The organism is Alkalihalophilus lindianensis (genome assembly GCF_032843265.1).
GTDB classification, from domain to species: domain Bacteria; phylum Bacillota; class Bacilli; order Bacillales; family Bacillaceae_D; genus Alkalihalophilus; species Alkalihalophilus lindianensis.
In genome coordinates this window covers 13801-31735 of the sequence record NZ_JAWJBA010000001.1, presented here as the reverse complement: position 1 = coordinate 31735, position 17935 = coordinate 13801, and the positions used below count along the sequence as shown (strand labels likewise).

Here is a 17935-nt window from a genome sequence, read left to right as displayed (position 1 = left end):
TGGCGCGAATTTTTTTAGAATCAAAATAAATGACCACTTATTTTATGTGTTATATATGAAGTTTAACTTTTTTGAAAAAGTCCAAAGAGCTATAATGTACGCTATATTTCTTTCGTCATGAATACACTATTTTTGTCTTCCCTATAATTTGAGAATGGTCTACAATAATTAAATCCAAAGCTCTCATATAACTTTCTAGCAGGAAAAAACTCTTCGATTGATCCAGTTTCTAAACTTAACCTATTATAGCCGCGTTTTTGTGCCTCATCGATTATGTGTTGAAGGATTTTCTTTGAAACACCCTTTCTTAGTTGGCCTGATGCTGTTTTCATCGATTTTATTTCGCCATGCTGAGCATCAAGTTCTTTAAGAGCTCCACAACCGAGTAATTCGCATTTTTCCCAAGCACTCCAAAACGTAACGTCAGGTCTCCGTAGACCATCAAGATTCAAAGCATGTATACTTTCCGGAGGAGATTGAGCTTCCATCATCCTCAGGTGATTCATGATCAATTCCTTTACTTTCGAACCAGTTAAATCATCTACACGTATCTCCATTAAATAGCTCACCTTCTTATAAACGAATTTTTTTGGATTACCTTGATGAAAAAAGGAAACAAGTCCTTTGATCCATTATATCTTCACAATCATATCCATCTCATTTCAAAAAGCAATGACGTTCTACAACCTCCATCAGCCGTTCATTCCTTTCCCACGATACATTTTCAGACAATCTTGCCCCTGCAATGATTGGCGCCCATTCCATGATTTCTTCTCTAGTGAATCCACTTTTCTTACAATAGATACGTAAATACATTTCCGCTAACTCTTGATCATATTGGGTATACAACAGGTACGTGCGATAGACGTCAGCAAGGATATCCCCGGCACTAGAATCGACCCAATCAATAATCATCACTTCGTTTGTCTCTGTCATCATTATATTGAACAAATGAAAATCTCCGTGACACAAATGATTCTTAGATGTCAGCATACTTAATTTCTGAAGTAAAGCGGATTTATATTTCGTATTTAACTGAGGAGCGAACTCAATTTTGCGCCTTAACTTTACAGCCATTGATTCAAACGAATCAGCTACGATCTGATGAATGACTCGCTGAATATCAACGGCTAGTTCCATGTAATGTGCTGCTTGACCTCTATCCTCCAATAGCATCTCACCCAACGTTCTGCCATTTACAAACTCCATGATGATCGCTTGTCTTCCGTTTATGGTACTAACATCATAGACTTCAGGTACAGGAAGTCCACAAGAATGGGCATACGTTTGTTTCTTAGCTTCGTAGGAGGATTCCCCATCAGGCAAATGATCATGGAAAACTTTCACAATCTTATTTTGATGAAGATAAATTTCTGCCGTATTTCCTTTTGCAAATGGTTTTCCTAGATTCATTGGGTGTCCTCCTTGGGCTAAAGAAATGGTATAGATTTAGAAGTGATCATTAATATGCTCCCACCCATACACAAGTTCAGTAAGTTTCTTTCCAGCAATATCAAGAAAGCTAGTAATCATTCCAAAATCCAGCAATATTCAGACCTCTTATTTCTTCAACATTCCCCTCATCATCTTCCAGGGTGATAGCAGCTTTGGCAAAAAGGATATACCAATCATAAGAATTTCTCTGCACCATAAATACATTTGTCACTATCTCAAACGTATCATCCTCTGTATCACTTGTTCCGATTTTTACACACTCCAAACCATACAAGCATTGATAGCCTTCCATTGAGTTGATGTGATCCTCAAATGAACCAGGATGATTAGGAACACGTAAGATCATAAAAATAGCAATTACAACTACCACCATGCCTATTCGAGTAGATCTCTTGCGATGGATTGATTCAAAGCAGATGATCATGACCAATACTGAATAAAACGTGATCCAGTAAAGCCATTCAAGACCAAAAATATAGCCACCAAAAAAGGAATTTATCCCACCAAAACATAGAAATTGAATACTGCTTTTTATTGATTCTACCTGTTCCTCACCCACCTTGGCCCAAATCCGTTCATCATTGCCTTTTATATAAATGTTATATACAGACAAGCTTAAAATTATTAACATAAAGAAATAATCCATCAGCTCAAATAATAAGTCCATGAACTTCCTTATCTCTCCTCAGGAAAAATCAACTTATTATCTATGAAAATCTTGCAATGAATTTTAAAGAAGCCGCCAATCGCCACTTTAATCCTTTTTCTTTCCCCATTATTTGTTGTAAGCACACCAGCTAATGTAGCTCTTAGTGCCAGCCCGAGGTTTTCATCTTGTAATTCGCCGTCTACATAAAGCTTTTCACCATTAAACCAACGATTCTCCACCTCAATTTGGTGACCCTCATACGTAATTCGGAATGTCTTTTTCACATTATCACTCCTCTTAATCTTTTATTTGCACCTTTTTCTATTGGTTGATTTTAACATAAATTCCATTCGATTTGGATAGTGATCGGATAATGTAACACACTTTAAATACCTAGGAAATTCCACAAAAAAACGTTTGGAGATATTTCCAAACGTTTTCCTCTTCATTCATCAAAGTGAAGGACTATTTCCTCCAAAAAGTTGAACAGTCTGCCTTATCAAAAATATTGAATTCAATCATTTTCTCAAGTAATGAAAAATCAACCGGATTATCCCACTTAAAACGCACCAACTGCTTCGTATGGTCATGTCCTGCCTGCTTGATCTGATCAGAGAAGTGATCCATTCCTTCCTTTTCAGGTGCAACAGCCAAATGATGTTTGGCTACGCTAAAGCCAATGATGTATGTGCCGTGATCAGTAAACATAGGCTGATTCCAAGCAATTTTCGGCTCTAAATGTGGATACTTGTTAGCGACCCACCCCAACACCTCTTCCATGCGAGCACGATGTTCCGGGTTATCAATACCAGCTAAATATTCTGCAAAAACGTCCATGTTATTACCTCCTACATCATCATGATATCTCTGAAATTAGAATGACTTTGTTCCTATACCAAAGCCTGTGTATTCTTTATTATACCAGTAGGCAGAGCATCTAGTTGAAAACTTCTCGTTCTTTAGCTCTCATTTGCAAGCATATGTGTTGCTGCTTCATGCATGTCTTTCAAACCTGAAGCTTCGGCGTATTCCGCAACGGTGATGCCACTTGTTGTTAGAAGTTCAACAATATGCTCATCCATTCTTGACCACGTCTTCCCCCCAGCATTGTCATACGCATCGATTAACTTTGTAAGACCACCTTTTCCAAAGAGTAGCTGATGTGACATGAAATCTACGGATACATCACCAATCCCTACTTCAGTCCAATCAATTAAGCCTGTAACATGATTGACCTTATCAATCAAAATATGACCAGGATGTAAGTCTCCATGCCTTAGGCCAACATGATTCGGCCAGAGAGAGTCCTCAGCTAACCAAGCTTGCCAACGGTCCCATAAGTGTTGGTTGATTTCGTATCTTTCTTTCACTCGTTCCATTCGCTGTTTCATCCAGGCTCTTAATTCACTAGCACTAAGAATTTCAACACCGATCGTTTTGAATTCTTGTTGAGGTATTGAGTGTAATTCTGCTAGAGCTTTTCCTAATGAGTGATAATATTCGAGTGGTACATTGGTTTCATCAATACTCCATACATAGCCTTGTTGTTCAACGTCAATCGTAGCGGCAGGAACACCACTTAGCTGCTTATAGGCAATTAAGTCTTTTGAGAAGATCGACCAATCGGGAACTTCGAAACTTGCATAGTTGTTAATGATATCTAATGCATTTTTCTCTTGTAGCGCATGTCTCATAGACTCTGGTCTACGCGGAACCCTTAGTATCCATTTATCGCCGTTTTGATCTTTTGCATGCGCGACCCTAAAGTCCACACCAGACTCATTGATGTTGATGGTTTCCTCCAAGATGCATAGTCCTTTTTTATGGGCTAATTGTTTCATTTCAAGTGTATTCATTTTCTTTCCCTCCAAATGTGTTCTATCCTCTTTTATACTTCCTAATATGTTCTATAAAGGAATGTAATCACAAAAAAACCACAGACAGCCTTCTGTCTGTGGTTAAGAGTAAACGAGGCTATTACAAATAGACGTCTCCCTTAGTACGAATAAAAAAATCATACGAAAAAAAAGACAGATCGCTATCTGCCTTTCTTCACGTGAAAAAAGTGTAGATTTCCCCGTTGAAGACTATTAAAAATGTGCAGACTACTCCCGTTTACTCCGTTTATGACAACAGAGCCTTTGAACATATTAAGTTACTGATTGTTCAAAGTTTGCTGGCGTAATCTTCCTGCATGCATCATTTTTAATAACCCTCCTCTCAATAATTAACTAGAACTATACTTTATTTATAAAAGAATTTCAATAAAGAATAAATAAAAAATAACATCCCCCATCAAAGGAAAATTGATGCATTCCTCGTTAAAGAAATGCGGAAGACTGTTTATGTTCATTGAAGAAAAGCCCTTCATTAGCTAAAAAAAACTTATAATTATGCTAGAGAGAAAACTAATCTATTTCACTACCCGATCAGGGTTTGCAGGGCCTTGGTGTGCCAGTGCATCATAAACAAAAGCAAATGATAGTCGATCATACACAATTCCTTGATGGCCAATAAGATTTAATGGGTAATAGTCTTGTATGGTAATATTTGATACTTGCACTTCAGGACCGTGAAGGAATGCAGAAGTATATGGAATCACAACTTGATCTGTTTTTGTAGAAATGACAGTGTATGAGACATTTCCTGGTGTTTCATTCCCTTTATTCAGTTCATCTAGGAACTCTGATCCAATAAGTTGTTGTTGGCAAGCTTTACAAGAAGCAGTATCGGCAACTCCCGAACTAACCTGTTCTAAACCAAAAAATCCCGTGGTTCCATGGTTAGAAGGAACAAAAGCAATCAAATTCTCCACATGTTTATCTCCACCCATAAACTTCAAGTAATACCTCGGCATCATCCCGCCTTGGCTGTGGCCAATAATATCTACTTTTCTTGCACCAGTTAATTGTAAAACATTATCTACAAATTCTTTTAACTCTTTAGCTGACTCTTCTATATCACCAGTAGATGGTCCCGCATGAGTTAATCCGTAATTGATTGCATAGACACAATACCCTTTCTTAGCAAGCTCAGGTGAAAGAGTGAGCCAATTCTGCGCACTTCTCTCAAACGTACCTGGAACAAGAATGACCGGGTTAGGCTTGTCTAAAGTTGGTTCACAATTTTTAAGGTTTGCTCCCGGAGGTGGTGTTCCTTGTTCAAGTAGAAATGTTTCTGTAGAAACTTCTGCTTTCAAATGATGCGGTAATACGAAAAAGAAAGCGATTACCAAAATGAGTTTAAAAGAATTTTTGAACATATAAAATCCCCTTCCAAAATAGTTGAAATTCATAGTTTGCATGAAAAAAGCTCACAAAATAACTACCTGGCTGCTAGGCAGTATTCAATGAGCTTCTCAAAATCTCCACGCAAACTATTAACTTAATTATTTAATATATAGAAAATTCAGAATTATGTCAATGTGTTTTCATTAGAACCCGAACTTCTTAAGCTATCGCCCCCGTTCGTTTTAGAAGTGAAACGGCTAATTTTCCTAAATGGAAATAATATTCTTCTTTCACCATTTGGCCCTTAGATGAAAATTGACGCATTCTTTCTTAAAGAAATGCGCCTGATTGTAGATGTCGTTTAAGTTGTCTTGTTGAAGAAAAGCACCTTTTTAGTTGAAGCAATCATTATTATAACTTTAGCTTTAAGCCTTCATGCGTTGCTTTAAAACCTAATCGTTCATAAAACCTTAACGCATCTGCTCTTTCTTTATCAGTTGTCAGCTGCACTACATGACAACCACGTTCTTCCGCACGTTGAATGGCCCATTTTATAAGTTCAGTACCTACACCCATTCCTCTTACAGAAGTGGATGTTCTCACTCCTTCGATTGTAGCTCTCCATCCACCTTGATGGGTTATATAAGGAGTAAAAGTAATTTGTTGTACGCCAATCACTTCATTGCCGTGGCAAGCCACAATTAATTCGTTATTAGGATCCGATGAAATAGCCTCGAATGCTTTTATGTAACGATCAGGAAGTGGATGTTCATATCGCTCTCTTTTACTACCCAAAACATCATCCGCAAGCATCGCAACAATACTTTCTAAATCTTGTTCAGATGCTATTCTAAACCTTATTTCCTTCTCCATTTACATCCCCCTGTTCTTAATAACCTTCATAATAATTACAATGCTATCTTAATCCAAACCGTAAGTAAATTTTAACTGTATTATGATATTCTTAAAGTGATTTTTATGTATATAGTAGATGTTCTTAGTCAACCAGGCGCGATAATATTCTTAAATCTTCCACACTTAATAAATCACTATTATTCTGATTTGAAAATAAGTTCTTCTTCTTTCATATTGCCATCCTCGCTCCACTCAATTAAAAATGGAATATATCCCAGAGCATTTAGTACCGCTATATGAGAATTCTCGTATTCGTCTTTGATTTGTTTGTTTTCTGGTAATGTTCCAATAGGATGGCTAATACTATACTCGTAAGGGTCCCCACCACTTCTGTAATGAATAATAATAGAGTGTATATTATCAGCATCTCCAATATAATCAACCATTGTATTTACTAATTCTCCTGAACCCCAAAGTTCAGGTTCTGACTCATTAATTCATAGTTCACCTTTCCCTCCCCTTGATTTATTATCCTGTTCGTTAGTGTCATTGTTATTCATTCTAGAATCATAGATAACCCTGAAGACCTCAAATGTATATAGACGTTTTTGAGGTCTTTGGTGCTTCTAATTTTAAAATCAAACCTCACAACCTATATAACCTCAAATATTACTGTAATTACTAAACTTTGAATAAGAACGGTACATGCAAAACCCCAACTTATTATTTTGCCTTCTTTCTTCATAACAAACGATTGGGCTAAGTAATTAATTATAAACAGGACAATGATGACAATTAGCAATGAAAACCAAAAGGGGGCTGTATATGTTATCGTCATTTTCCTTCTTTCCTACTTTCAAAGGAATTTATTTAAGTAGTACCACTATGAGTCTACCAAGTGGATCACTTTATTTTAACATAAATTCACAACACCCTTCTTTTCCTTTTATAAGGTATCTACTATTTCACCGCTTTAAATGAAAAACCTATTAGCAATATCCCGTTTACTAGTGAGAGGATCGAGAAGGTAATGGTTAACCATGCAACATCCGTAGCAAATCCCTTTATTGTATGCCATGGTACTCCGACAAAGTATAGTAGCAGTGGAATAATGGTAATGGATAAGAATACAAGAATTATTCCAAGGCTGCGCCAGAGGGCCTTTTTACGAACGATAGCTGATTTAGATTTTACAATGATGTAAATAAACATCGCAGTGAGGAAGCACAATAATGCGATGATGATCATTTGAATCAGAGGGAAGTAAGTTGGTACTTTAACAGCCTCTTCTCCATTTAAAATGTTAATGATTCCATGTTTCAGGTATGCTAGTGCATCTTCTTCCAAAATATGATTTTTATTAGTGAGAATCACTCCGCCCCACCCTGTTTCTGGTATATAGAAGATTTCTGAACGTGAATCAGGAGTTGAGCCTGAATGCCAGATCATTTCTTCATTAGAATATGGAGCTGTCACTCTTACCCCAAACCCATAATAACGATCCTCCCCCGTTTGAACATGGGGTGATACATACAAGTTCATCATCTCTTCACTTAAAAAATCAGGTCTCTCTCGTGAATGAAGCAATGAAAGATATTGCACCATATCTGTTGTACTAGCCACGATATATCCATAAGGTGCCCCGCCATTATCATAGTTAACGTGACTTCTCTGCGGTAAACCAAGCCAAGATTGATGGCCAGCTTTGTAGCCTTTATTATCAGCAGTATGTTCATCAGCAGCTGCCCCATCCATCCCTAAAGGCGTAAATACTTCCTTCTCCATAAATTCAGAATAGGTTTGGTTGGTCACTTCTTCAATCAGAGCTCCAAGAATAATAAAGTTAGCATTGCTATACTGATACTTTTCTCCAGGTCCTGCACTCAGCTTTTCATTCAATAAACGTTGTGCATGTTTCTTGATAACCCCAGCATCCTTTGATTCTTTATCAGATACAGCTAATCCAGAATAAGTGCTGAATCCGCTTGTGTGCGTGAGTAACTGTTTAATAGTTATTTGAGATGCTGCTTGTTGATCCTGAAGGTCGAATGAGGGAAGATACATATGTATCGGATCCTCTAAATCAACGGCACCCCCTTCCACTAATTTCATCACACCTAACCCGGTTAACGACTTACTGATTGAGCCGAGAGTAAAGGGCGTTTCAGTCGTTACTGGTTCCTCTGATTCTCCTGTTATACCCCATGCATTCGCATAAAAAAGCTCACCTTCATGAACAATAGCAATCGAAGTTCCTGGTATTTGTTGTTCTTCTATAAACCTCTCAATATACTGCTCAAGCTGATGTAGTTTATCCTCTTCAGCAGCTACTTGCCCCATACTCACGATCATCATTAGACAAAAGCTGAAACACCATATAGCCAGTTTACTTTCATGTCTATTCATTAGAAAAAAGCCCCCCTCTTAACTAGGTCCATTAGTAAATTTAACCATTTTATGTAAATAAAAACATCCTTCTTGAGCCTTTTTCTAAGTCAGCCTTCAGGAGGAGATATGGTTTCCTTACACATAAAAAAATCCCCTGCTTTTGCAAGGGGAGCTATCTTAAAACTCTTTACGCTTATACACTTGAATCGAAATGATATAGGATCCAACAAAGAGAATAAAATTGACTACTAAAAAGCCGAGAGAGAAAACGAGGTCACTATTCAACCCTTGGAAGGCATAAAGGGGCATAAGTAAAAGGTCGAAAAGATAAGCACTTAAGAAGAACACACCAATCCCCGCTCCCCCGCTTGCCATAATCACAAACTCTGCTTTTTCGGTACCTAATAAGTACGTCAATGGATAAGCGACAATGCCCATCGTAAACGTAATACCAAGAATGTTCATCAATGAGTATGTGTACCCTGCACTAGGCGCTTGCCCGAATCCAAACTGAGCAATTAATAGCGCAACACAAGCAATCAATAATCCCAAAACTGTCAGGGTCAAGAAGAACAAATAGTGACTCTGAACAACTCGACTTCGTTTAACAGGCAATGTAAGCACAAATTTATTCCAGCCCGACTTCGCTTCATGCTTCAAAACCTCAAACGCAGCAGTAGAGAGTAAGAGAATGGGCAAAAAGGCTGCTAAACGTTGAGTCATTGCCTGATCAAAGTAAAGTAAGATCGTCGTAACAACCAAACTGAGAGGTACATAATACCAGATTGTCTTTTCCACCGCATAATATTGATTTAATAGTAAACCCTTCATCCTTTTTCACCTCGCATAAGAAGCAATGTTATATCATCTATTGAAACATGTTTTGGTTTCATCGAAGACGGAATGCTTCGCTTATTTGAGACAAGCACGTCAAAACCTTCACCAGTTTTGCGATATGCCACCACAATGCTCTTTTCTAGTTGTTCATACTGATCCGGTGCACACTGAACAATACCGTAGTGATCGAGAAGAGCGAACTTTTCAACCTCCAACAAAACCTCTCCCCCTTTTATAAAGACGAGGGAATCTGCAATCTTTTCAATATCACTAGTAATATGAGAGGAAAGTAGAATGCCCCGTTTTTGATCTTGTACAAACTCTCTTAAAGCAGCCAGCACATCGTCTCGTCCACCCGGGTCAAGCCCAGCTGTTGCTTCATCCAAAATTAAGAGTCTAGCATGATGAGAAAGGGCGACGGAAACTGACAGCTTCATCGACATTCCCCGGGAAAACCCCTTGATCTTTTTATGTTGGGGTAATGAGAAAAAATCGATATAGTCAGAGAATGCTTGCTGATCCCAACGCTTGTATAGTTGTTGGAAGACGTTTCCGAGCTTATCTACGGTTAAATCACCTGGCAGTTGCATGGTATCAAAGACAACACCAATCTCCTCTTTAAAAGCGACTTGATTGAGGTCCATTTCCTCTCCAAAGATTCTAATCGTGCCACCATCTTTACGTAGTGTCCCGATGATCGTGCCCATTGTGGTCGACTTCCCTGCCCCGTTTTCACCAATAAACCCAACAATCGAGCCGTTCGGAATGGTAAACGAAACATCTTTTATACCTAACGTTGACCCTTTGTATGTTTTCTGTACATGTTCAACCTCTAAAATACTAGTCATCATCATCCCCCGCTCCCTTTATATATTGACTTAGACCTTCCCAACGGTATACACCATAATATCCTCAAGCGAAGCCTGCTCCATCACAACGTGCTCGCCCATTAATCGTCTAACCAACTCAGCTTGATTGGTTAATCCTTCAAAACCAACTGACGTCTCACGCACTTGAAGAAATAAAGTGCGGATATCATCATCTAACAGCTCCTTCGCCCCACGGACAATAGTATGCTGCTCCATGATCGTCTCCTTATTTTCATGAAAAACAATTTCTCCGTTGTTAATGAACGTGATGTAATCTGCAATTTGCTCCAAATCACTTGTAATATGTGTTGAGAAAAACACCGCTTTTTCTTCGTCCTGAATCACTTCTGCTAACAGATCAAGAATTTCTCTCCGACTGATCGGGTCGAGGCCTGACGTTGGTTCATCTAACACAATCAATTCCGCATGGTGAGACAAGGCAATCGCAATCGATAGCTTCATTCCCATTCCCTTTGATAAATCACCAATCTTCCGTTTCCATGGAAGATTAAGCCGCTTCATATAATAAGCAAATACCTCGTCATCCCATTTAGGATAAAACGTACCGATCACACGCTTCATCTTTTCAACCGTTAAATGTTCATATAAAAGATGATCCGAGTAAACAAATCCGATCCGTTGCTTCGTCTCCTCCATGTGCGTCGCATCATTATTGCCAAACAGCTCGATCTTACCTGAATCTGATTGAAGGAGTTGAAGCATAAGTTTAATCGTTGTCGTTTTCCCGGCACCATTTGGGCCGATAAACCCCGTAATAAAGCCCTTTTTCACCGAAAAGGAAATGTCCTTTAAAGCAAAACCCTTATAAGCTTTATTAACATTAATTAGCGTTACTGCATCTTCCACTACTCTCCCTCCTCATAAAGCATTGTTAGCAATTCTTGTAGTTGTGGTAAGGAGATGTTCAAGTTCTTGCTTTCTGAAACTACCTCAGAAAGTCGCTCTTCTACCATCTTGAGTCTTTTCTCCTCAATCAGTTCAGTGCTTTGTCCAGCTACAAATGAACCCTTGCCCACAAAGGAAGTGATAAACCCGTCTCTCTCTAGTTCCTCATACGCCCGCTTTGTTGTGATCACACTAATACGGAGCTCCTGAGCGAGACGCCGCATGGACGGCAAAGGATCCCCTTCCTTAATGTCATTTCTTAAAATGCTTTGTTTAATTTGATTCTTAATCTGCATATAAATTGGTTCCTGAGAAGAATTCGATAGGATGATATTCATAATAACCTCGCAAATGTATATTTCGTTTATATTGTATATATAATATATATACAATGTCAACCATTTTCATTATACCTTCTCGTTTGATTTTTTATTCAAATGAAAAGGACAACATATAACGCTATACGTTGTCCTTGCTTAATCATAATCACTAGACGTTTTCAGTTCGTTCAATATCCTGTTTTTCGTCTTTTATCTTTTTTTCGACCTTGTGCAGTTTAATGGCTAAGAATATTGCGTATGCATGACATAGAAAACTTATAAACCACAGCATATAAGAGAGGACTTCATTTCTCTCAAAAATTAATAAACTAGCACTAACAATCATTGAACCCCCCAATAGCGTACCGGCTAATTTCCATCTTAAAATCGTTTCAGTTCGAGGCATCATTATTCTCCTAGCTTCTTTTAATAAATTAAGCATTCCCCTTTTGTATCAACGCTTTATCTTCTCTTCATTAAAAGGACATTTAAAACATTCTCATTTCTGTTGGTGTGAAAAATAGAAGGGATAGTATGAGCAAAATAAATGGTAAAATGATTGCTAGTGCGTTACAAGTTAATCCCGCAACAGCTAATCCATAGCCTTGTTGGCGGCTGATTCGGTGAATTTCCTTCAGACTAACATGGCTCAAGGCAAAACCTATTATAGCGGTTATTAAACCAACAAGAGTGAAAAGCGTAAGCAATTATGACACACATCCTAATACGAGAGAGATAACTGCCGTAGTATTTAATCCCCTCTCCTCGCAATCACTCCTATAAGTACTATCATCCTTTGAATTAATCGATTTATCCATTTTCTCCCCCTGTAAACCCTTCAATACCTTAAAGATCTAATGCCATGCGTTTGGTTTTAAGAATATGACCATCGAAATGATCGTCATATTCTTCCACCAAATAAAACCCTTTTGCTTGGTAAAATGCTACTCCGACTTTATTTCCAGCCTCTACTTCTACTAAGATTCTTGTAACTTCATTAAGCTCCTTTATACCTGTAGAAAGAAGGTCACTCCCAATTCCTTTTCCATGCTCACTCGGTTCAATATAGATCGCACCCAATACAGCTTCCGTTTGTTTAAAAAAGAAATTGGCAAAGCCTATTACGCTATCATTTACAGTGGCAACTAAAAAAAGGGATTTCTTTATTCTCCGTTCCAAATTCTCATCTGAATAGGCTCTCGCGATAAACCGATCTTGAATGTCTCTTGGGATGATTCCTTCATACGTATCGTTCCAGGTTTCCTTTGCTACTTTTTGGATGTCTGTTATGTCTTTCATAATTGCTTTTCTAATCAACATTTACATTCCCCCCATCCTTTTTTAACACAAAAAAATCCCGCCTCTTATAAGAGACGAGATGAATAAATCCCGCGGTCCCACTCTGTTTGACCGAATCACGGTCCACTCCCTTTCATAACGAGGTACTCCCCCGATGCACTCTACTAATCGGTTCAAGTACATTTCTCAGAAGTGCGGTTCATTATGTACGTATCACAGGCTCACACCATCCCTGATTCGCTTAAGAATTGCACATAACTACTCTCTTCATCATCAAATCATTATTTTATTATTCAATATTTTATTATACCCTTAACATAAATTCAATCATTTTCCATAAATTCAAAAAACTTTACCTTCTTTATTACCTGATCCTTTTGTTTTTTATCAAAAAACCTTTGTCATAAGTGGTATGATGGATACAGGTATTTTCACCTGTATCTTTTCTCAATACTAGACACACATAACATAAATTAAAGTTTATGACCAAAGAACATACTGCAGTGGAGGGAAGTTTATGGATATTATTGATCATAAGAGTTTAAGCGAAGCATCATCAGCAGTCTTTCAATTGTTAAAAGAAAGCATCGCTATCAATACTTTTTTTATTGCCAAAAACGATGGAACAACAGTTGATGTTCTATCAGTTGAGAATCGAAATAAAATTCTTTTAGAAAAAGGATTTCAAATTGACTTTCAAGAATCCTATTGAATACATATTGTATTGGGTGGTCGGGAACCACTCGTTATCCCAAATCTTAATGAGCATGAGCTTACAAAAGATATGGATGTTACCAAGGCATTTGGGGGAGGATCCTTAATTGGTGCGCCCATTTTCCTTAAAAATGGCAAGAAGTTTGGAACTCTCTGTGGTATGGATAATATCCCTTATGATTTTAATGATAAAGATATTAAGCTCTTCAAGAGTTTAGCTACTCTATTAACATACGTCATCGACTTAGATAACTCTTATCAACAAATTTTAAAATTATCAGCACCTATCGTTCCTCTACTCAAGGGAATTGCGATTCTGCCATTGATCGGAGCAATTGACGAAGAACGGGGAAACTACATTTCAACCATGATCATCAAAGAAGCACATAAACTACAATTAAATCATTTAATTATTGACCTCTCTGGTATAACAGATGTAGAGAAAGAATTCTTTTATCTCTTAAACCTCGTCGATGTGTTGAAATTATTAGGAATTAAGGCACTATTTACGGGAATGAGACCTGATTTAGCAAGGAAAGCAATTAAAGACAACCATCGTTTAGATCATGTTTCCTTCTTTGGGAATCTTCAACAAGCACTTTCACACGTTGGTATCAAACTAACCGTTTAAGAAAATCATAAAAAGTCCAGGATTCGTTTAGAGTCCCGGACTTTCCTGTCATTCGGGAAAATTGTTCAAAGGAAGATAAGATTCAAATAGTCTCCATGTCCTCTAATCAGCTCAACTTCAATTGCTGAGGAAATCCAAAAGAAACGAAATGTTAGCCCAGCTTCTTCTCCACCACCTGTTGGATTGAACTCCCATTCATCTTCGGCATTAGGTGCAATTACTTTATAAAAGAAACGGTTATGTATAGTCCCATCATCATTCTCCCAAAAATCTTCAGCTAAAAGTCCTTCAACTTGAAAATTTTTTAATCCTGTTTCTTCTTCTATTTCTCTTATACGGCATCCTGAGTATTTTCTTCTGGGTTTACCGTTCCTTTAGGTATTTGGATCCCTGCTTCAGAAATAGGATGCCGAAAGACGAGTACTTGTCTTTTCCTTCCTTTCACCCTTGTTACATACCCATATGTTTTATTAATAGGTGACACCACACCAGCCTCCCCCATCCAATTAATTATTTATTTAAAACGAGACGAACTCCTATTACAGCAAGAAAAAAACCACATAAATTCATAACAATATTCCCCACTGAACCTAAGCTATCAATTCGCATTCCGAAAAAGAGAATTCCTATTAAAAACAGTATGGATCCAAAAATCATCTTCATTTTTCTTATCACTTTCTTTCCGCATTGTTATTCCCTTTAGTTAACCGACATATCTACATTTTCACCACTATGTCTTACTCTCCAGCTTCGCTTTAATGTCCTCCAATAATTGAGTTTGTCTATCTTGCTTTTCCAACACTCTATCGGTCAACTTTTCTAATGTCTTCGTAATTGACCACAGTGCTAGGACGATGACTACGATAACACCTATATCCATCCTTCCACTCTCCACCCTTTAATAGCTAATTTCCTTTATTACTCCCTGATCGAATTCACTTCTTCTGTAATCGTTTCATACAATTGCAGGTGTTCATGGATATGCCCAGCTGTAAAGAGATTCAGGGCTAAAATGAACCCAAGAACATACCATTTAGCATATTTCCGAGTCCTAATATACCTCTTAAAGACATACCCAAAAGCCGCCACTAATAATGAGAAGATAGCTAGATTAACATTCCATAGTTGTTTTGCTTCTGTAATCGGTAGCACCACTCGTAGGGCTTGACTTGTCGTCACCTCTACTTGATACCTCTCCTTTTGGACAAAGCCCTCTTCAATAATCATAATGCTTTCGTCTTCTTCGAGGTAATAGTCATACCCAACAGGATTGAACTCGGTGAAAATGACGAACAGGAATGATATCGCTACAACTGCTAAAAAGAGAATGAGAAGAAATTTTTTAGTAAGAGTCATAAAAGCCGCCCCCCTTATGTAAGCTGATCTGACCAGGTGTGAGATCCTCACTTTTTGCCAAGCCATTCATTAAAGTCGTCTCTATCTTGCTCCTCTGAAACATGAAAAATGGTGCCAGATGTTAAGTGCTCTCCAGATTTCATTTCAATTTCTGTTTGATAAAGGCTATAAAGAGCTTCCCCCTCTAAAGAGTTTACGAGATAATAAATAGAACGTCCGTCTTCATCCCACTTCACACCATAAATGGCCTTATAAATATGAGAAACACCTTTGAATTGTTGCTCGATTTCCATTTCTGGGTGATACATATTCACGCGAGGAGATGCTGGCTTTTCATTGTGCCCACCAACGAAAGCAAGGATGTTTTCATTTGGTGCCCATGCAAGTCCATAAGGTGATTCGTAACCATCATAATCGTACCTATAGCCGATCTCATCTGATACATCGATTACATCATTTGTTTCCAAATTGACGACGAAAATCTTTGCCACCTCATCCTTCCATGTATCGACAGCTAAAAAACGTTGATCATAGGAGACATGTACACTCTGAATCATGCTTTCAGAATCAGGTAGATCGATATGTACTTGTTTCTCATTTGTATCGACATTTATCTGATTATCATTCCTGATGATGATCAGATCCCCGATCTCTACACTTTCGCTAAGCGCCTCTCCATCCACAACATATGGGTTTGAATAATAGTTAACCTCTTTCTCGGTGCATCCTACTACTAAAAAAGTAACTAGGATGAATAGTGTCACTCGTGCTGCAAACCTGCTCATCTTTACCTAACTCCTCTTACTGAATCTACTTAAAAATAGGGATACGCTTACTATTTTCTCTCAACTAATCTTAACATTAATTCCCTTTTAATTGGGAGGAAGGGGCGTATTTAACGGGAAAGTCCATAAAAAAAACCCCTGCTTTAGCAGAGGTTGTATCACCATTTAGATAAAACAAGCAAGATCCTTTGTATAATTTCAGCTTACTTTTATTGTTTTTTTCTACTATAGTTACTATTTAAAGGTTAATCGAGAATTTTATAAAAAAATATGGCAATGTGGTGATAAAGAGGATTTAGGATTACATAGTTATTAAATACAGAACAGGAGGCGTTTTTATGAGGTGGATTCTTCTTTTATGTGTATCTTTCATCTTTCTAGCTGGTTGTGGTGATACCAGACAGTACGATTCCTTCGTGAACGAGCATACTACAGAACAAGAAGGAGCTTATAATTTGTATATTTATTATAATGAGAGTTTAGACGAAATTGCTGATTTTACAAACGAATTCAAAATGGAGGATCATCTCTACATCAGGAACGTCCAAACCTACAGAGTGAATGATTTAAGTTCAACGTATCAAAAATTAGCTCAACTGGATGCTAATATGCTTCCTATGTACACTTTGTATAACCATGAACATATTGAATTAAGTACAAGTGATCCTACTGAATTGCTAGATTACCTAAGAGATGAGATGAGTTGACATAAATAAAAAAAAGACCGACTACTATATGTCGGTCTATAGAATGTCCATATGCTGTGCCTTATTGCTTCAGTTAAAATGGATTCTCTCCTGTTCTAAAAGGAACTAGAATGATATAAATAGAACCTAAAAATAATATCCAGAAGATCTTTTATACACTGCCAAAATCAATCCCACCTTTATGGTTCCTTAACCTCTATTTTGGATATACTTTCTCAAACCGTTCACATACAACAAGCATATTTGGTGAAAAGGCTTTCTCGTATTCTTTTAATAACGTAGTAAAGAATTCTTCGTGTGCATCCCACCAGTATTGATAATCTCCTTCGCCTTCTGCTAATGCGAATTCCTCTGAAACTTCATTCATCGGAAGCACTTCAACGGATTGAATTTGAATGACTGCAACTGGCTCATTCTGACCATTAAAAATGATATAATATTCACCTGCTTGAGGGATGGCTTCTTTTTCTAATTCATAAAATACCAAACCTGACGTTGTTGCTGTCTTCTTTCCATCGACTACTAAGTTCGCTAACTCATCAGCCGAAGCTCCAAATTGAAAGGCATCCTTATACTCGCTCCCTTGCTTTTGATGCTCTACGCAAAATTCATCCCAGAATTGTTGCACCTTCTTCATATGTAATCATCCTTTTCTTAAAGTTCATACTCCTTACTAGCCAATCTCCATTTAAGTAATATATTTTAGCGTAAGAGCAATCAACATCCATATGGGTAAAGAAGCGATTGACATCAATAAGCATCTTCTTCCCATTTTTTTCTTCTCTTTATCCTTATCCCCCAGTAAAAAAAGAAATAAGACAACCCCAATTATAGGGAAGATAATGCACATGATAGATAGAATAAATTTATCATGGGTAGTTTCCATCCATACCCTCCTTGTAAAAAAAGTTTCCTATAACGACCTACTCTCGGT

General features: G+C 37.6%; 25 protein-coding genes and 1 other annotated feature. Of the genes, 3 read left to right on the top strand and 22 right to left on the bottom strand.

The genetic code is table 11. From position 1 onward, the window contains the following. Positions 1-101 precede the first annotated feature (101 nt). The 16 genes from RYX56_RS00205 to RYX56_RS00130 form a co-directional block, all read right to left on the bottom strand. Positions 102-557 (bottom strand): GNAT family N-acetyltransferase, encoded by a 456-nt coding sequence (locus RYX56_RS00205; protein ID WP_317120126.1) that lies wholly within the window; start codon positions 555-557, stop codon positions 102-104. A gap of 100 nt (positions 558-657) precedes the next feature. After that, on the bottom strand, positions 658-1413 hold the full coding sequence (locus tag RYX56_RS00200) for a phosphotransferase family protein (RefSeq protein ID WP_317120125.1): 756 nt from the start codon (positions 1411-1413) through the stop codon (positions 658-660). Positions 1414-1522: 109 nt separating this feature from the next. Continuing rightward, positions 1523-2122, bottom strand: a complete 600-nt coding sequence (locus tag RYX56_RS00195; RefSeq protein WP_317120124.1) for a hypothetical protein — start codon at positions 2120-2122, stop codon at positions 1523-1525. 8 nt (positions 2123-2130) lie between these two features. Further along, the gene (locus RYX56_RS00190) at positions 2131-2388 is read right to left on the bottom strand and encodes a hypothetical protein (RefSeq protein WP_317120123.1); all 258 of its coding nucleotides are present in this window, start codon (positions 2386-2388) and stop codon (positions 2131-2133) included. A 181-nt stretch (positions 2389-2569) separates the two neighbouring features. Further along, positions 2570-2941, bottom strand: a complete 372-nt coding sequence (locus RYX56_RS00185) for an iron chaperone (RefSeq protein ID WP_317120122.1) — start codon at positions 2939-2941, stop codon at positions 2570-2572. A 122-nt stretch (positions 2942-3063) separates the two neighbouring features. Beyond that, complete coding sequence (locus RYX56_RS00180) at positions 3064-3960, bottom strand: macrolide 2'-phosphotransferase (RefSeq protein WP_317120121.1); 897 nt, start codon at positions 3958-3960, stop codon at positions 3064-3066. Between the two features lie 557 nt (positions 3961-4517). Continuing rightward, entirely contained in the window at positions 4518-5366 is an 849-nt protein-coding gene (locus RYX56_RS00175) for an esterase/lipase family protein (protein ID WP_317120120.1), read from the bottom strand. Positions 5367-5745: 379 nt separating this feature from the next. Then, positions 5746-6207: a GNAT family N-acetyltransferase gene (locus tag RYX56_RS00170; RefSeq protein ID WP_317120119.1), complete on the bottom strand. Its 462-nt coding sequence runs from the start codon at positions 6205-6207 to the stop codon at positions 5746-5748. Positions 6208-6386: 179 nt separating this feature from the next. Then, a complete protein-coding gene (locus RYX56_RS00165) occupies positions 6387-6635 on the bottom strand; it encodes a hypothetical protein (RefSeq protein ID WP_317120118.1) in 249 nt (82 codons plus the stop codon). Positions 6636-7149: 514 nt separating this feature from the next. Next, positions 7150-8595 (bottom strand): serine hydrolase, encoded by a 1446-nt coding sequence (locus tag RYX56_RS00160; protein WP_317120117.1) that lies wholly within the window; start codon positions 8593-8595, stop codon positions 7150-7152. Positions 8596-8754: 159 nt separating this feature from the next. Beyond that, entirely contained in the window at positions 8755-9408 is a 654-nt protein-coding gene (locus RYX56_RS00155) for an ABC-2 transporter permease (RefSeq protein ID WP_317120116.1), read from the bottom strand. Continuing rightward, complete coding sequence (locus RYX56_RS00150; RefSeq protein ID WP_317120115.1) at positions 9405-10268, bottom strand: ABC transporter ATP-binding protein; 864 nt, start codon at positions 10266-10268, stop codon at positions 9405-9407. Before RYX56_RS00150 ends, RYX56_RS00155 begins: the two co-directional genes overlap by 4 nt. A gap of 24 nt (positions 10269-10292) precedes the next feature. Beyond that, positions 10293-11150: an ABC transporter ATP-binding protein gene (locus RYX56_RS00145; RefSeq protein WP_317120114.1), complete on the bottom strand. Its 858-nt coding sequence runs from the start codon at positions 11148-11150 to the stop codon at positions 10293-10295. Then, entirely contained in the window at positions 11150-11527 is a 378-nt protein-coding gene (locus RYX56_RS00140) for a GntR family transcriptional regulator (protein ID WP_317120113.1), read from the bottom strand. Before RYX56_RS00140 ends, RYX56_RS00145 begins: the two co-directional genes overlap by 1 nt. A gap of 470 nt (positions 11528-11997) precedes the next feature. After that, positions 11998-12216 carry a DUF4190 domain-containing protein gene (locus RYX56_RS00135; RefSeq protein WP_317120112.1) on the bottom strand — a complete coding sequence of 73 codons (219 nt, stop codon included), beginning with the start codon at positions 12214-12216 and terminating at the stop codon, positions 11998-12000. Positions 12217-12355: 139 nt separating this feature from the next. Beyond that, positions 12356-12829, bottom strand: a complete 474-nt coding sequence (locus RYX56_RS00130) for a GNAT family N-acetyltransferase (RefSeq protein ID WP_317120111.1) — start codon at positions 12827-12829, stop codon at positions 12356-12358. A 46-nt stretch (positions 12830-12875) separates the two neighbouring features. Then, positions 12876-13091: a binding site (T-box leader), on the bottom strand. Positions 13092-13325: 234 nt separating this feature from the next. On the opposite strand from RYX56_RS00130, the gene RYX56_RS00125 reads away from it, so the two are divergent. Both RYX56_RS00125 and RYX56_RS00120 read left to right on the top strand, forming a co-directional pair. Further along, positions 13326-13520 (top strand): hypothetical protein, encoded by a 195-nt coding sequence (locus RYX56_RS00125; protein WP_317120110.1) that lies wholly within the window; start codon positions 13326-13328, stop codon positions 13518-13520. A gap of 12 nt (positions 13521-13532) precedes the next feature. Next, positions 13533-14153 carry a GAF domain-containing protein gene (locus RYX56_RS00120; protein ID WP_336623121.1) on the top strand — a complete coding sequence of 207 codons (621 nt, stop codon included), beginning with the start codon at positions 13533-13535 and terminating at the stop codon, positions 14151-14153. 331 nt (positions 14154-14484) lie between these two features. On the opposite strand, the gene RYX56_RS00115 is transcribed toward RYX56_RS00120, so the two are convergent. From RYX56_RS00115 to RYX56_RS00100, 4 genes are all read right to left on the bottom strand, one after another. Further along, the gene (locus RYX56_RS00115; protein ID WP_317120108.1) at positions 14485-14637 is read right to left on the bottom strand and encodes an NUDIX hydrolase; all 153 of its coding nucleotides are present in this window, start codon (positions 14635-14637) and stop codon (positions 14485-14487) included. 246 nt (positions 14638-14883) lie between these two features. Next, positions 14884-15033, bottom strand: coding sequence for a hypothetical protein (locus RYX56_RS00110; protein WP_317120107.1), 150 nt, complete (start codon positions 15031-15033; stop codon positions 14884-14886). A 38-nt stretch (positions 15034-15071) separates the two neighbouring features. Beyond that, positions 15072-15509 carry a hypothetical protein gene (locus tag RYX56_RS00105; RefSeq protein ID WP_317120106.1) on the bottom strand — a complete coding sequence of 146 codons (438 nt, stop codon included), beginning with the start codon at positions 15507-15509 and terminating at the stop codon, positions 15072-15074. 47 nt (positions 15510-15556) lie between these two features. After that, positions 15557-16294 carry a hypothetical protein gene (locus RYX56_RS00100; protein ID WP_317120105.1) on the bottom strand — a complete coding sequence of 246 codons (738 nt, stop codon included), beginning with the start codon at positions 16292-16294 and terminating at the stop codon, positions 15557-15559. 338 nt (positions 16295-16632) lie between these two features. On the opposite strand from RYX56_RS00100, the gene RYX56_RS00095 reads away from it, so the two are divergent. Next, entirely contained in the window at positions 16633-17001 is a 369-nt protein-coding gene (locus RYX56_RS00095) for a hypothetical protein (RefSeq protein WP_317120104.1), read from the top strand. A gap of 196 nt (positions 17002-17197) precedes the next feature. On the opposite strand, the gene RYX56_RS00090 is transcribed toward RYX56_RS00095, so the two are convergent. Next, on the bottom strand, positions 17198-17638 hold the full coding sequence (locus RYX56_RS00090) for an ASCH domain-containing protein (protein ID WP_317120103.1): 441 nt from the start codon (positions 17636-17638) through the stop codon (positions 17198-17200). Between the two features lie 51 nt (positions 17639-17689). Further along, complete coding sequence (locus RYX56_RS00085) at positions 17690-17887, bottom strand: hypothetical protein (protein ID WP_317120102.1); 198 nt, start codon at positions 17885-17887, stop codon at positions 17690-17692. Positions 17888-17935 lie beyond the last annotated feature (48 nt).

Bases quoted from the DNA above. Each gene is read 5' to 3' on its own strand.
- RYX56_RS00095 (WP_317120104.1), top strand. From the start codon at position 16,633: ATGAGGTGGATTCTTCTTTTATGTGTATCTTTCATCTTTCTAGCTGGT.
- RYX56_RS00165 (WP_317120118.1), bottom strand. From the start codon at position 6,635: ATGGTTGATTATATTGGAGATGCTGATAATATACACTCTATTATTATT.
- RYX56_RS00090 (WP_317120103.1), bottom strand. From the start codon at position 17,638: ATGAAGAAGGTGCAACAATTCTGGGATGAATTTTGCGTAGAGCATCAA.
- RYX56_RS00170 (WP_317120119.1), bottom strand. From the start codon at position 6,207: ATGGAGAAGGAAATAAGGTTTAGAATAGCATCTGAACAAGATTTAGAA.
- RYX56_RS00105 (WP_317120106.1), bottom strand. From the start codon at position 15,509: ATGACTCTTACTAAAAAATTTCTTCTCATTCTCTTTTTAGCAGTTGTA.
- RYX56_RS00185 (WP_317120122.1), bottom strand. From the start codon at position 2,941: ATGGACGTTTTTGCAGAATATTTAGCTGGTATTGATAACCCGGAACAT.
- RYX56_RS00100 (WP_317120105.1), bottom strand. From the start codon at position 16,294: ATGAGCAGGTTTGCAGCACGAGTGACACTATTCATCCTAGTTACTTTT.
- RYX56_RS00180 (WP_317120121.1), bottom strand. From the start codon at position 3,960: ATGAATACACTTGAAATGAAACAATTAGCCCATAAAAAAGGACTATGC.
- RYX56_RS00195 (WP_317120124.1), bottom strand. From the start codon at position 2,122: ATGGACTTATTATTTGAGCTGATGGATTATTTCTTTATGTTAATAATT.
- RYX56_RS00140 (WP_317120113.1), bottom strand. From the start codon at position 11,527: ATGAATATCATCCTATCGAATTCTTCTCAGGAACCAATTTATATGCAG.
- RYX56_RS00200 (WP_317120125.1), bottom strand. From the start codon at position 1,413: ATGAATCTAGGAAAACCATTTGCAAAAGGAAATACGGCAGAAATTTAT.
- RYX56_RS00205 (WP_317120126.1), bottom strand. From the start codon at position 557: ATGGAGATACGTGTAGATGATTTAACTGGTTCGAAAGTAAAGGAATTG.
- RYX56_RS00110 (WP_317120107.1), bottom strand. From the start codon at position 15,033: ATGGATATAGGTGTTATCGTAGTCATCGTCCTAGCACTGTGGTCAATT.
- RYX56_RS00150 (WP_317120115.1), bottom strand. From the start codon at position 10,268: ATGATGATGACTAGTATTTTAGAGGTTGAACATGTACAGAAAACATAC.
- RYX56_RS00130 (WP_317120111.1), bottom strand. From the start codon at position 12,829: ATGTTGATTAGAAAAGCAATTATGAAAGACATAACAGACATCCAAAAA.
- RYX56_RS00125 (WP_317120110.1), top strand. From the start codon at position 13,326: ATGGATATTATTGATCATAAGAGTTTAAGCGAAGCATCATCAGCAGTC.
- RYX56_RS00160 (WP_317120117.1), bottom strand. From the start codon at position 8,595: ATGAATAGACATGAAAGTAAACTGGCTATATGGTGTTTCAGCTTTTGT.
- RYX56_RS00175 (WP_317120120.1), bottom strand. From the start codon at position 5,366: ATGTTCAAAAATTCTTTTAAACTCATTTTGGTAATCGCTTTCTTTTTC.
- RYX56_RS00155 (WP_317120116.1), bottom strand. From the start codon at position 9,408: ATGAAGGGTTTACTATTAAATCAATATTATGCGGTGGAAAAGACAATC.
- RYX56_RS00085 (WP_317120102.1), bottom strand. From the start codon at position 17,887: ATGGAAACTACCCATGATAAATTTATTCTATCTATCATGTGCATTATC.